The 13,329-nt window shown below is 70.1% G+C and carries 9 protein-coding genes and 2 pseudogenes; 3 read left to right on the top strand and 8 right to left on the bottom strand.

Going from position 1 to position 13,329, the window contains the following annotated elements:
- Positions 1–208: 208 nt before the first annotated feature.
- The 3 genes from ACGFYV_RS06080 to ACGFYV_RS06070 form a co-directional block, all read right to left on the bottom strand.
- Positions 209–946, bottom strand: a complete 738-nt coding sequence (locus tag ACGFYV_RS06080; protein WP_393877149.1) for a dienelactone hydrolase family protein — start codon at positions 944–946, stop codon at positions 209–211.
- Between the two features lie 100 nt (positions 947–1,046).
- Positions 1,047–1,181, bottom strand: a complete 135-nt coding sequence (locus ACGFYV_RS06075) for a Tn3 family transposase (RefSeq protein ID WP_393877148.1) — start codon at positions 1,179–1,181, stop codon at positions 1,047–1,049.
- A 92-nt stretch (positions 1,182–1,273) separates the two neighbouring features.
- Complete coding sequence (locus ACGFYV_RS06070) at positions 1,274–2,485, bottom strand: DUF6236 family protein (protein ID WP_393877147.1); 1,212 nt, start codon at positions 2,483–2,485, stop codon at positions 1,274–1,276.
- A gap of 962 nt (positions 2,486–3,447) precedes the next feature.
- Between ACGFYV_RS06070 and ACGFYV_RS06065 the strand changes: the two are divergent.
- A pseudogene (locus tag ACGFYV_RS06065) lies at positions 3,448–3,750 on the top strand (carbonyl reductase); the annotation flags it as partial.
- Here ACGFYV_RS06065 and ACGFYV_RS06060 read toward each other — a convergent pair.
- Together ACGFYV_RS06060 and ACGFYV_RS06055 are read right to left on the bottom strand one after the other, a co-directional pair.
- Positions 3,663–5,348, bottom strand: coding sequence for a hypothetical protein (locus tag ACGFYV_RS06060; protein WP_393877146.1), 1,686 nt, complete (start codon positions 5,346–5,348; stop codon positions 3,663–3,665). The pseudogene ACGFYV_RS06065 and the gene ACGFYV_RS06060 overlap by 88 nt on opposite strands.
- A gap of 147 nt (positions 5,349–5,495) precedes the next feature.
- Positions 5,496–6,608: a PP2C family protein-serine/threonine phosphatase gene (locus ACGFYV_RS06055; RefSeq protein WP_393877279.1), complete on the bottom strand. Its 1,113-nt coding sequence runs from the start codon at positions 6,606–6,608 to the stop codon at positions 5,496–5,498.
- A 399-nt stretch (positions 6,609–7,007) separates the two neighbouring features.
- Here ACGFYV_RS06055 and ACGFYV_RS06050 point away from each other — a divergent pair, with 399 nt between their 5' ends.
- Entirely contained in the window at positions 7,008–7,745 is a 738-nt protein-coding gene (locus ACGFYV_RS06050) for an SDR family oxidoreductase (RefSeq protein WP_393877145.1), read from the top strand.
- 130 nt (positions 7,746–7,875) lie between these two features.
- Here the strand turns inward: ACGFYV_RS06050 and sigJ are convergent.
- The 3 genes and pseudogenes from sigJ to ACGFYV_RS06035 all read right to left on the bottom strand — a co-directional run bounded on the left by sigJ (position 7,876) and on the right by ACGFYV_RS06035 (position 10,689).
- Positions 7,876–8,792, bottom strand: a pseudogene (sigJ, locus tag ACGFYV_RS06045) (RNA polymerase sigma factor SigJ).
- Between the two features lie 122 nt (positions 8,793–8,914).
- On the bottom strand, positions 8,915–10,027 hold the full coding sequence (locus tag ACGFYV_RS06040) for a sensor histidine kinase (RefSeq protein WP_393877144.1): 1,113 nt from the start codon (positions 10,025–10,027) through the stop codon (positions 8,915–8,917).
- Positions 10,024–10,689 (bottom strand): response regulator, encoded by a 666-nt coding sequence (locus ACGFYV_RS06035; protein WP_393877278.1) that lies wholly within the window; start codon positions 10,687–10,689, stop codon positions 10,024–10,026. Before ACGFYV_RS06035 ends, ACGFYV_RS06040 begins: the two co-directional genes overlap by 4 nt.
- Positions 10,690–10,981: 292 nt before the next feature.
- On the opposite strand from ACGFYV_RS06035, the gene ACGFYV_RS06030 reads away from it, so the two are divergent.
- Positions 10,982–13,321, top strand: a complete 2,340-nt coding sequence (locus ACGFYV_RS06030; RefSeq protein ID WP_393877143.1) for a molybdopterin cofactor-binding domain-containing protein — start codon at positions 10,982–10,984, stop codon at positions 13,319–13,321.
- Positions 13,322–13,329: the final 8 nt, after the last annotated feature.

Here is a 13,329-nt window from a genome sequence, read left to right as displayed (position 1 = left end):
CGTCCCGGCGGCCGGAATGTCCCGCTGCAGGTCGCAATGATCACGCTAGGAGCTCTGCCGCAGTAAATCGGGTACTTACTGCGGCAGTTGTGCATACGGCTCCGCAATCGAGCATCTGCCCGAATGTGGTTCTGCTGTGTGGATTTGAGGGGAGGGGACTTTCAGTGCCCGACGCCGACCAGGCCTGGTGTCAGCATGTTTGCCTGGGTCATACACCCAGGTCCTCCGTCACGGGCAGGCACTCGGCGAGCAGGTCGACGACGTCGCGCCAGGCTCGCTGCGCGTGCTGTGGGTGGTAGCCGACGCCGGGGACCACGGGGTGGCCGACCGGCGGGTGGTGGAAGGCGTGCAAGGCGCCGCCGTAGACCGCGAGGCGCCAGTCGACGCCCGCGGCCTGCATCTCAGCGGTGAACGCGTTCCGTTGCGCGGGCGGCATGATCGGGTCTTCCGACCCGACCCCGGCCCACACCGGGCAGCGAATGCGCGCCGCCTCGCCCGGTCGGCCCGTGGTCAGGGCGTTGACTGTCCCGATCGCGCGCAGGCTGACGCCGCCGCGCCCGAGTTCCAGCCCGACGGCGCCCCCGGTGCCGTAGCCGACGGCGGCTATCCGGTCGGGGTCGGTCCGCGGTTCGGTGAGCAACACGTCGAGCGCCGCATGGCCGATGCCCCTCAGCCGGTCGGGATCGGCGAGCAGCGGCATGCAACGGGCCAGCATCTCCTCGGGGTCACTCAAATAGCGCCCGCCGTGAAGGTCGAAGGCCAGCGCTATGTATCCCAGCTCGGCGAGAGCATCGGCCCTGCGGCGCTCGACGTCGCTGAGCCCCATGCCCTCTGGTCCGAGCAGCACCGCGGGCCGCCGGTCGACACCGGCCGGGAGCGCGAGGTGCCCGATCATCGTCAAACCGTCGGCCGGATACTCGACCGTACGCGTCGAAATCGATGTCATGAGGCTGGACTGTAGTGATCGTCGAGCCCGGTCCGGCCGGTGTTCTGCCGCTGGCAGAACAGCCCCGGTATCCGAAGTACGGCGAGGGCTCACAAGAACCCTACTCGCCGGACCGGTTGATGTGTTCGGTCAGGTACGGCGGGATGCGCGCCAGATCCTCCGGATCGATCTCCCATCCCTCCTCCAGCAGCTGCCGCACGACCTCCGCGAAGTCCAGGGCCTTGTGGAAGATCACCGATTCCCTGAACTACGACCACGGCTTCAGGTCCCTGGCCTTGCGGCAGTGGCGAGAGTGACATCAAGTTGGGGACGCTGCGATGGCTCGGCCTATCGTCTGTGAGTGCGGCGCTGCAGTGCGCCAAGCAGTGTGCGCCCGGAGAGTTCGCGATCGGCGGCCAGCAGATAGGCCACGGGCGATGCCCCAACCTGTTGGCGTCGAGCCTCGACCTTGCCGGCGATGTAGGGCACGAGCGTTACGGCAACCGCGGCGCTGGCCACGGCGAGTTGTCCGCCTGCCGCGGCGACACTGCCCAGAAGGGTCCCGGCAGCGGCGTTGAGGTCTACCTTCTGGACCAATGTTCCCGCTGACGACTCGACGCCCTGTGCTCGCAGCGCTCTGCGCAGTTCGTTGAGCTGTGGTCTTGTCTTGCTCTCGTACAACGACTTGAGGTGAGCCGACGCCACCTCCAAATTCTCCACCTCGGCGATGGCCTGCAACTCTGTGGTCAGACTCGCGACGTGATCCTGGAAGGCGGCCAGTTCATCCCCGTGGGCTTCGCGGAATCTGATGAGCTTGGCTACCGGCACCTCGGCCAGTCTTTCCGGCTCGATCACGGTCCGCAGGGCCACGTGCATGTACGCGCTCTCGGCATGTTCAACCGCCAGGACACGGGCGTGATCATCGAGAAGCAGGTTGGTCAACTGGTCGACTGCGCCGACAGCCTTGTGGATCCGCAGGTCGTCGGTTGCCGGGGAGAGCATTTCGCTGCGTGCCATGACGTCGGTGAGCACGGCCAGGTAGATTGATCCCAGTTTTGGATGCATTAGCACCCACGGGCCGCCAGACGGTTCCGCAAGGCCCATATCGACGAGCTTTTCGCTCAGGGCGGTCGCCACTTTCGAGTCGTTGCCGCCGGTGTGCATCCGCAACATGTAGACGCTGCGCACCATGTCCCATGTCCCTTGGGGGACGGGAGGTTCGTAGCCGAGCCAATCGGTTGAGTACCGCAGGTCATGGGGGCTCGGATCAATCTCTTCGCGAAAAGAATCCCTGAGTCCGTATCGCTCGACGATGCGATACGGGTCGGTATCAATGATCTCGGTGAATTTCTCCGCAACCGTCGTCAATACCGTCGGACTTGGAGCCGCCTCCACAATGAAGTCAGTCTCGGCACGGAGCTGTCGGACGAGCTCTCGATCCCTGTCTTCCACTCCCCCCGGGCGCATACGGACGATGCGACCCCAGGTCAGTAGGGCAAGCTTCAGCCAGTTGTCGTCCTGAAAGTGCATCCACGGGTAGTACAGGGCGATCGACGGCACCGCTTCTCCATCCAGGTGGGGCAGACAGTATGTCAAGAGAGGGCAGCGATCTTCTACTGTTCTGTGATGGACGGCTGGTGATCGTGGAAATTCGGAGGTCAATGACGCTGCGGCCGGTGGGGCGTCGGTCAAGTCGGGCGAGTTTCTTCTGCGCTCCGGCAAGGCTCACCCGCAGCCCGTCCACCTCGCCGAGCCATTTTTCGCGTTCGGCTTCGGTGATGCGGGCGACGAGGTTGTCGCGGATCTCGACGAGCCGCTCGCGCTGGGTGGGGTCGGGCCAGAGCATCGGGCAGCGGACGCAGGCGTGTTCGTGGATGCAGGGGGCACCGAACGCGCGGCCGCGGGTGCCGATGGAGACCTTGCGCCGCTCGAAGTGGCCGAGAAACTCCTGCCATTCCTCGTCGGTGGGGACGTGGTATTCCTCGCTCGGGCGGAGGGATCGGAGGCAGGCGAGGAAGGCCGTGTGCGCCTGGATCGCCTCTTCGGGACAGACGGCCTTGTAGCCGAGAGTCACGATGATGTCCTGGTGGCCTGCGATCACCTGGGCGATGTGCGGTGCCAGTCCGTTGAGGACGGCGTCGGTGATGAACAGCCGTCGGAAGTCGTGTGGTGTGTAGCGGGGCGCCGGTGGCGTCGGTCAGGCCGGTGTCGATGAGGGCCTGGTCCGGCATGGTGCGGACGGTTTCATCGGTGAACGCGCGGTCCGCGCCGCAGATGCGCCGTTGGAACAGCAGCGGGGCGGGCTCCTGCCACTCGCATTCGCCGCGGTCGTAGGAGCGGACCAGGGGAACAGCGCCGGTGGTATGCCGGACTCGGCAGATGATCGCGCTCAGTACGTCGGCGAGCTCGGGGCTGACCAGCCGCAGCTGCTCGGTGTCCGTCTTGGACGGAACGATCTGCAGAAGGGGGACGAGTTCACCGGTGGTGGGCAGCCGGTATTGGACCAGGCTGTGGCGGACGGGCCCTCGAAGGTGGCCCAGGGCGCGGCCGTCCGCGCGGTCGCCGCCGAGCGCCGGGAACGCGATCTCGCCGACGGCACCCTGATCGCCGCCGTGTGCCCCGGCATGGTCGACACCGCCACGTCACGCCCCTGGTTCAGCGACTTCAGCCAGGCGCAGTCCTCCGCGAAGGCCGCCCCGCTCGACCTGGTGTTCGCGGACGGCGTCGATCCCTCCCTCTACGGCGAGTTGGTCCGCTTCGGCAAGGCCCTGTCCCGGTACGACGGCACACCCCCGGTGGAGCAGGACCGGATGCTCACGCCCTGACCCCACGGCGGCCCCGCGCACGGCGACCAGGACGTGCAGGTCGCCGTCGGCTCCACCGGCCACCAGCGGTCATCCCGCACGGCGTCGTCCGCTACGCCGTCGACCCGGATCGCGGGGCCGGGTTCGCCACGCCGCTCTCGTTGACGGTGAAGCGGCCGTTCGCCGACCGGTCGAAGGTGCCGTTCCTGATCCACTCGATCAGCGCGGCCTGGACCGTGGCGTGCGGGCCGGCCCAGGGGCGGCCGGGGTGTCCGCCGTACGGCGTTCCCGACCGCGGGGTGCAGCGCGGGCCGGAGCAGCCTTCCCACAGCATCGCGTGGCTCGCGCACTGCACCTGCACCAGCACTTTGTGCGTCGTACCGAGACTGTATGTAGAGGGACCTGGAGTCGGCTGGGGCCGCGAGCGGCGTCCGGTCCTCAAGGCCGTCGATGACGAGCGAGGGCGTGGTCTGCCGGTGCGCGACCTCGGCGTTCCAGCCGTAGCTGGAGAACGTCGGGGCGCGGCTGACGCCGGCCGGATGCCGGGGGTCCCCGCCTCCCCAGGTGCTGCCGACAGGGTCCGCGTCCATGAGCTGCGTCCACATCCGCTGCCGGCTGCCGGGAACGACGTGGCCGGTGCAGGCGGCGTCCCGCGCGGCCGGCATCGCCCAGCCGCCGTCGATGTCCGACCGGGTGCTGAGGTCCGTCGGGAAAGACGTGAAGCCGGTCGCCGGCGCCCCCTCCTCGGTCGGGGTGCCCAAGACGGACGACGCGAACACGGCACGGTCGACCTTCGCGATGACGGCGGCGCTGCCCCCAAGCACCGGGTCGGCCGCGTACAGGGTCCGGGCGACGTGCTGCCCGCCCAGTGAGTAGCCGACGAGCGTGACCTTCCCGTCCTTCGGCCTGCCCCGCGCGATCGCGTCGTCGATGACCTGGCGGATGTCGCGCACCCACACATCGGTGCGTCCGAAGCGGACGTCGCTGGAGTGCGCGCGGCGTGCCCTGCCGAGCGGGTTCCTCAGCAGCAGCGTCCCCTGCTGGTCGAGCCGGAAGTAGGCGAGGTTGCTGCGGTCGCACCCCTCGGGGTACGGGCACGACCCGTCCGCCAGGGCGGGCCTGAGGCCGGCGTTGCCGGGATCGTCGAGCCCGGTGCCGAACCGTGTCGAGCGGCCGTATCCGAGCAGGCTCGGAGCGAAGGAGTCGATCCCCGCGCGGGCGAGCGCCTGCTGCACGCTCAGCGTTCCGCCCTCGGCGCCGGGATGCCGAAGGTCGAACGTCGGTGCGCCGGGCACGCTGCGGCCATGGACCAGCATCGCGGCTCTGCCGGGAACCTCCCGGCACTTCCCGTGGGCGTACACCGGCCGTACCCGGTGCACCTGGATCTGCGCCCTGCGACCGTCGAACCGCCGGTCCGGCATGAGGCCGTCCGGCACGGTGAACGGCAGGAAGTAGTCCTCGACCCCGCTCCCCGTCGGTGCCTCGTCACAGCGTCCGGCCACCGACTCGCCACCGCCGAGGGCCATCGCGCCGGTGGCACCGGAAGCACCCGTCACCAGCCCGAACGACAACAGCAGGGACCCCCACCACGTCGACCACCGCGCGAGCCCGTGCCGCATCGCATCTCCTGACCGCCACCACCGTCATCCGCACCACGCCACCACCGAACCGACCGGGCCACCCGAACCGCGCCGTCCGGGACATCCGAACGGATCACCGCCACCCGACGTCACCGGGTCGGTTCCCGGGCTCGTGGAAGTTCAAGCTCAGCTCATGCACACCGGAGGCTCCTCGGGTGGTCCGTCGGGTGGTTCGTCGGGGAGCAGGCGCACGCTCAGGGCGGCGGTGTCGTCCTGGAGGCCCTTGTGGCTGTAGGCCAGGAGGTCGTCGTGGAGACGGTCGAGGAGTTCTCGGGGAGGGAGCGGGCCCCAGGAGCGGAGACGTTCGGCGAGGGGGTAGAACGCGCCGATGGCGTCCCGGGTCTCCGTGACGCCGTCCGTGTAGAGGAGGAGCTGGTCGCCGGGGCGCAAGGGGTAGGTGTCGACGTGGTACGGAACGACGACCAGCACACCCAGGTTCAGGGGCGGGCCCGGCCGCCCCCGGTCCAGTTCGCGCACCTCGCCGGGCCGGATGAGGAACGGCGGCGGGTGGCCGCAGTTGACGATGCGGACGGCATGGCCGTCGGAGGGGATCTCGGCGAAGACGGCGGTGACGAACCGTTCGGTCGTCTCGCTGCCCCCGAGCTGCGTCGCCCTGCGGCTCATGCTCGTCTCCACGCGGTCCACCAGGGCGGAGAGACCGGGTTCGTCGTGCGCCGCCTCGCGGAACGCGCCGAGCAGCGTCGCGGCGGTCTCGACCGCGAGCAGCCCCTTGCCGCGGACGTCGCCGATGAGCAGCCGTACCCCGTACGCGGTGGGGACGGCCTCGTACAGGTCACCGCCGATGTGCGCCTCCGCGGCCGCGGAGAGGTACAGGCTCTCCAGGCCGAGGTTGCCGATCCGGTGGGGGACCGGCCGGAGCAGGACGCGCTGCGCGATGTCGGCGACGAAGCGCACATCGGCGAGCGTGCGTTCACGACGGGTGCGATGGGCCGCGAGGACCGTGCCGAGGGCGCCCACCAGGGCCGTACAGAAGTACGAGGCGACGTAGTGCCGGTCCCAGAGGTAGCCGACCGACCGGCCCGCACAGCACGGCGTACCGGCCAGGATCCCTTCGAGGACGACGGCTCCGACGGTGGCCAGGGCGACGACCAGGGGCCCGTGGGCGAAGGCGGTCACCAGCGGCAGGGCGATCAGCACGAAGCTGACCGGCCAGTCCACGGGTGTCACCGGCTCCAGGAGCAGGACTCCCGCGATGAACATGACCGGCAGCCAGCGCAGCCACGCCGGAGGCGCGGGCAGACGGGTCCGCGGGCCGATCTCCGCCCGCGCCCACGCCTGTTCCACCTCAGGGTCGACACGCCGGCGCGCAAGCGGACGCCACGCCTGACTGTTCGGCCTCTGCGGGCTTGGCACTCGGGACTCCAGTTGTACGACCTCGGCAGGGCATACAGCCTGGTCCGAGGGGACGCGGAACACCGGTGATTGCTCCACTCAACGGCATGTTCCGTGATCTCCGGTCGGCCTGCCGTGCCGGTGCACCGGCGGAGCGACGAATCAGCGAAGCAATAAGGCGACAAAAGCAACGAGCAAGGAAGCAGCACAGCAAGGAAGCAGCACAGCAAGGAAGCAGCACAGCAAGGAAGCCGCAAAGCAACGAAGCAGGGAACGGAGACAGTGATGAAGATCGTGGTCATCGGCGGTACGGGTCTCATCGGCTCACAGGTGGTCGCGCTGCTGCGCGACCGTGGTCACGAGGTCGTGCCGGCCAGTCCCTCCAAGGGCATCGACGCCCTCACCGGCGAGGGCCTGGCGGACGCCCTCAAGGGCGCGGACGTGGTCGTGGACGTGTCCAACTCCCCGTCCTTCGACACCGAGCCCGCGCTGGACTTCTTCACCCGCTCGGCGCAACACCTGTTCGCGGCGGAGAAGGAGGCGGGCGTCCGCCATCACGTCACGCTCTCCATCGTCGGTGTCGACCAGGTGCCCGACTACGGGTACTACCGGGCCAAGGTCGCCCAGGAGAAGGCCGTGCGTGCCGGCGGGGTGCCCCACAGCATCGTGCGTGCCACCCAGTTCTTCGAGTTCATCGGCCCGGTGATGGACATGTCCACCGACGGCAAGGAGGTGCGCCTGCCGTCCCTGCGGCTGCGGCCGATCGCCTCCGCCGACGTCGCCTCCGCCGTCGCCGAAGCGGCCCTGAGCGAGCCGTCGAACGGCATCCGCGACATCTCCGGCCCCGAGGTGTACGGACTCGACCGACTCGCCGAGATCACCCTGGCGGCGAAGCCCGACGGCCGTACGGTCGTCACGGACGAGACCGCCGGCCTGTTCGCGGGCATGCCCGACGTGCTCAAGGGCGACGACACCGTGCACGTCGCACCCACCCGCTACGAGGACTGGCTGCGGAAGCACTGACCGGCACCGGCCGGCCGGCCGACCAGCCGGCCGGCCGACCAGCCGGCCAGTCGTCCAGCGGGCCGGACCGATGGCCGGGATGAGGGGCGCCGCCTCCCCGCACACCGCGGGGCCCCGGCGCCCCCCGGCGTCACGGCCGCCGTTCGTCGAGCCTGCGCGCGGATCGCTCGTACGCCCGCAGCTGTCGGGCGCGATGACCCAGTAGAGCCCGTCGACGCCGTCCGGTCCCACCGTGATGCTCATCAGGGCGACGGTCACCCCGTCCTGGACGAGCACCATGCCGGGCCGGCCGTTGATCTCGGCCACGCCGTAGTCGGCCCCGGGGAAGAACCTCGGCGCGAAGGCGCTGATCCTGGCCACACGCTCGGCGCCGACGACCTCCAGCCGTGCCACACCGCGCATGCCGTTCCCGTCCGCGTAGGCGACGACGTCGGCGGCCAGCACGTCCCGCAGCGCGGCGACGTCACCGTGGCGCGCGGCGGCGACGAAGGCGTCGAGCAGCCGCCGGTGCTCCGCCGTGTCCACGGGATCACGGCGCTCGGTGGCCAGACGCTTACGGGACCGGCTGACGATCTGCCGCGTGTTGGCCTGGCTGAGCGGGAGCATGCCCGCGATCTCGTCGTAGGGGTAGTCGAAGGCCTCGCGCAGCACGAAGGCCGCCCGCTCCACGGGGTTCAGTTTCTGCAGGACCCGCAGCACGGCCAGCTCCAGCGCCTCACCGTGTTCCGCGCCGACCTGCGGATCGACACTGGTGTCGACGGGCTCGGGCAGCCACGGCCCCACATACGCCTCGCGGCGCGCCCACGCCGACTGCGCCACGTTGATCGCCAGCCGCGTGGTCGTCCTCGCCAGGAACGCCCCGGGATCAAGCACCGCGCTGCGGTCGGCGCCCTGCCAGCGCACCCACGCGTCCTGCACCACGTCCTCGGCCTCGGTCACGCTGCCCAGGACGCGATAGGCGACACCGAACAGGCGTGGCCGCAGCCGGTGGAACACGTCCGCCGCCTCGGCCAGTGAGTCGTCGGGGAGGGGCTGTCGCTCGTCCATCGTGCCGGTGCCTCCGCAGGTCCTCTGCCGGGGCCCTCGGACGGGCGCGGCTCGGGCGCGGCTCGGGCGCGAGGGCTCCCCGTTCCTGGATCTTACGACGCCTCGCATGCCATGGCCGCCGGTCACCGCGCGTCGGTGGCGGGCAGGTACAGGCGCAGCTCGTAGCCGCCGTCGGGGGTGGGGCCGGAGGTGATGGTGCCGCCCAGCAGTTCCGCGCGCTGGCGCAGACCGACGAGGCCGTGATGGGCGCCGGGCAGGGGGAGGGCGGGTCGGGTGGGCGCCGTGTTGGTGACGATGGTGCGGATGGTGCCGTCGATCTGGCGGATGCTGACGGTGGCCGCGGCACCGGGAGCGTGCTTGCGGACGTTGGTCAGCGCCTCCTGGACGGTGCGGTAGACGGCGCGCTGGACCGTGGCCGGAAGGTCCTCGGGCAGGTCCGTCTTGAGTTCCGCCTCGATGCCGCTGGTGTCGACCAGCCGTTGCAGGTCGGCGAGGGACGGCTGCGGGGTCAGCTCCGTGGGGCGGCTGCCGGCTGCCCGCAGCACGCTGACCATGTGCCGCAGTTCGTCCAGCGTCTGCACGCTGAGCTGCCGGATGGTGGCCGCCGCCGCCTTCGTCTCGGCGTCCGGGCCGCCCACCTGGAGCGCGCCGGCCTGTACGGCGATCAGGCTGACCTGATGCGAGACCACGTCGTGCATCTCCCGGGCCAGTTGCGCGCGCTCCTGGGCCAGGACGCTCTGCGCGGCCAGCAGCCGTTCCTGCTCCCGCGCCTCGGAGATCTCGCTGAGCCGCAGGGACAGGTCACGCCGGGCCTGGACGAGCTGGCCCAGAAAGACGGGCGCCACCGCCGTGGCCAGCGTGTACGTGAGGTGCAGGAGGTCGTTCATCTCGTCGAGTTCCGAGGCCCGCACCGACGACCACGGCCAGGGCAGGAAGTCGGCGACCGTGTAGAGCAGGGCACACCCGGCCAGCAGCACACGGTGACGGCTGAGCGAGGAGAGCGTGTAGAGCGCGGCCGTGGTGGCGAACACGGCGTCGGAGATGAGGGCGGTGGGCAGGGTGAGGGCGAACGTCAGCAGGGGCAGCCGGCGGCGCAGGAAGAGCGCGAGGGCGGCGACCACCGCCCAGAACATGGCCACGTCCGTCTCGACGTCGATGTGCACCCAGGCGTCCGCCAGCGAGACGAGCACGAGCCCGAAGTCCCGCAGCACGTCCCGCCCCGACCGGCGGTTCACCCGGCGTCCTCCTCGCACGCGGACGCCAGCAGGCCCGCGCGCTCGGCGATCAGCGCGGCCTGGACACGACTGGTGACCTGGAGTTTGTTGAGCACGGCACTGACATGGCCTTTGACCGTGCCGGTGCTCAGGTGCATCCGTTCGCCGATGTCGGTGTTGGCCAGGCCCTCGGCCATGAGCACGAGGACCGTGCGCTCGCGCTCGCTCAGCCGGGCGGCGAGCCGGACGGCGGGCTCGCGTGCGTCCTTGTCGAGGTAGCCGTCCACCACGGCGCGGGTGACCTTGGACGACAGCACGGTGCCGCCCTCGGCCAGGGCGCGCACGAGGTAGGGGAGCTGCTCCGGGTCGGTGTCCTTGAGCAGAAAGCCCGCGGCGCCCGAACGCAGCGCGGTCGCCACGTACTCGTCGGCGTCGAACGTGGTGAGCATCGCCACCACCGGCGGGTCCGGCATCCGGCGCAGGCCTTCCAGGACGGTCAGGCCGTCCACGTCGGGCATCCGGATGTCCAGCAGAACGACGTCGGGGCGTGCCGCGCGGACCGCCGGCAGGGCCTGGCCACCGGGGACCGCCGCGACGACCTCGATGTCGTCCGTCGCGTTGAGGATATGGGTGAAGCCACCGCGGACCAGGGCTTCGTCGTCGACCACCAGGACCCGGATCACGTGCCCTCCCGCTCGTCGCATGCCCGGCCCTCGATCCGTACCACCGCGCGAGTCGTCCGATGGCGTACCGGCGCCGATTCCCGCCGATTGGCGGCGCGGCCGGTGTCGTCCGCCCCGGCACCTCCTGATGAGTGAGCCGCACGAGAGACATGGGGAAGAAGTGAAGGCCCTGGTGAAAAGTACGACTGGGGCGCTGTCGCCATGGAGGATCAGCTGGTGTGGTGGGGGCTGTTTCAGGACGCACCACGAGCCGCGCACAGAACGGGCGCGTTCCGCCTTACCGGGAGGACAGTTGACGGACATACATGAGCGCTCGTCGGAGCCCGCGCCCATACCGGGCGCGGACGGGATCGGGCGGCGCAGGTTTCTCGGCTATGTCATCGGTGCCTCGACACTGACGGTGGCGGCACAGCTCGGCGAGGCGGTCCTCGCCCCCGCGGAGGCGGAGGCCGTGGTGCCCACCCTGCCGGGTCCGGCAGAGATCGTCGACCTCAACGACATCCTCACCTACGCGACCCTGCCGACGGCGAACCTCATCACGCTGCGGATCGACCCGGACGGCACCGCGTCCTTCGCGCTGCCCCGGGCGGAGGTGGGTCAGGGCGTCACCACGTCCAGCGCCATGCTGATCGCCGAGGAACTGGACCTCCCGATCGACAGGATCAAGGTCACGCTCGCGGACGCCAGGCCCGAGCTGCTGTTCAACCAGTTCACCGGTGGATCCAACACCACCATCTCCACGTTCACGCCGATCCGGGTGGCGGCCGCCCTCGCCCGCGCCCGGCTCCTGCGGGCCGCGGCACTCGAACTGGGCGAGGCCCTGGGCACCCTGACGGCCAAGGCCGGCCTCATCACCTCCGCGGTGACCGGAAAGAGCCTCTCCTATGGCGAACTCGCCGAGAAGGCAGCCTCCATGACGACCGGTCAGGAACCGGTCACGCTGAAGCAGGCCTCGGAGTTCAAGGTCATCGGTACGGCCCAGGGGCGCATCGACGCCCGCGAAGCGGTCACCGGGCAGAAGAAGTTCGCGATGGACCTGCAGATCCCGGGCGCCCTGCCGACCATGATCTGCCGGCCGCCGACCATCAACGGGACCGTCCGCTCGGTGGGGAACCTCGCCGAGGTGCGGGCGATGCCCGGCATCACCGATGTCGTCACCATCTCCACCGGTGTCGCCGTCCGTGGCCGCACCTTCGGCCAGTGCATCGACGCCGTGCGCGCCCTGAACGTCACCTGGGGGCCGGGGACGGCCGAGGGCAAGAGCGACAAGGTGATCCAGGACGAGCTGCGCAAGGCCGAACTCCCGCTCGTCGCGCTCGACCTGCTGACCAAGTCGGTGGACGCCCGATTCACCTTCCACTTCGCCAGCAACAGCGCGCTGGAGACCAACTGCGCCATCGCCGACGTACGCGCGGACTCCGCGGAGATCTGGGCGAGCCTGAAGTCCCCGGTCGTCGCCCAGCAGGAGATCGCGGCGAAACTGGGGCTGCTCCCCACCGCCGTCAAGGTCCATGTCACCGAAGGCGGCGGCTCCTTCGGGCGCAAGCTCTTCCACGACGCCGCCGGTGAGGCCGCCGAGGTCTCCCAGGCGATCGGCAAGCCGGTCAAGCTGATGTGGCATCGCACCGACGACTTCCGCCAGGGCCGCACCCATCCCATGTCCACCTCCCGGGTCCGGGCCACGTACGCGCTGGGCAACGTCCTCACCTACGACCAGCGGCACACCTCCGTCTCCACCGACTTCGGCCACGGCCTCGGCGACATCATCACCGCCGAGGCGGCCCGGCCGCCCGTCGGCGATCTCACCCTCTCCGAGACGGTCTTCGCGCTGACCCAGCAGACCCCGTACAACTTCGGTGTCGTCACCCAGCTGCTGAGCGAGACCGACAAGGGTTTCCCCACCGGCTCCATGCGCAACATCTACTCGCCCAACGTGCGGTGCGCGCAGGAACTCGTCGTGGACGAACTGGCCAAGCGCATGGGCAAGGACCCGTTGGAGTTCCGCCGGTCCTTCCTCAGGAACGAGCGGGCGCGGGCGGTCCTGGACAAGGTCGCCGAGGTCGGGAAGTGGGGCCGGAGCATGCCCGCAGGCACCGCGCAGGGCATCGCGGTCCACCCCGAGTACCACGCGTGCGTGGCGGTCCTGGCGGAGATCGACTGCCGCCCGGAGACCACCGGGAGGAAGATCCGCGACGCCTACACCGGACCACGTGTCACCAAGGTCGTCTGCGCGGTCGACGTCGGCCTGGCCGTCAACCCGCGCGGCCTGGAGGCGCAGATGATGGGCGGCATCACGGACGCCATCGCCCTCACCCTCAGTTCCGGCCTCCACCTCGACAACGGGCACTTCCTCGAAGGAAGTTGGGACAACTACTTCTACACCCGGCAGTGGAACACCCCGCCGGAACTGGAGATCGTCGTGATGCCGCCGACCACCGGGCAGCCCGGCGGCGCCGGCGAGTTGGGCGTCCCGGCCGCGATGGCCGCCGTGGCGTGTGCGTACGGCCGCGCGACCGGCACCATGCCGACGACGTTCCCGATCAACCACACCGAGCCCCTCGGCTTCGAGCCGCTGCCCACCACCCCGCCGATCCCCGCCTCGCCCGTCGACGGCCTGGACCGCGCCTACTAGGAGTCCCC

Origin of the sequence: Streptomyces sp. NPDC048297 (assembly GCF_043201585.1) — a bacterium.
Classification (GTDB): Bacteria; Actinomycetota; Actinomycetes; order Streptomycetales; family Streptomycetaceae; genus Streptomyces.
Note: the sequence above shows the minus strand (reverse complement) of the source record. Positions and strands in the feature narration are given on the sequence as shown.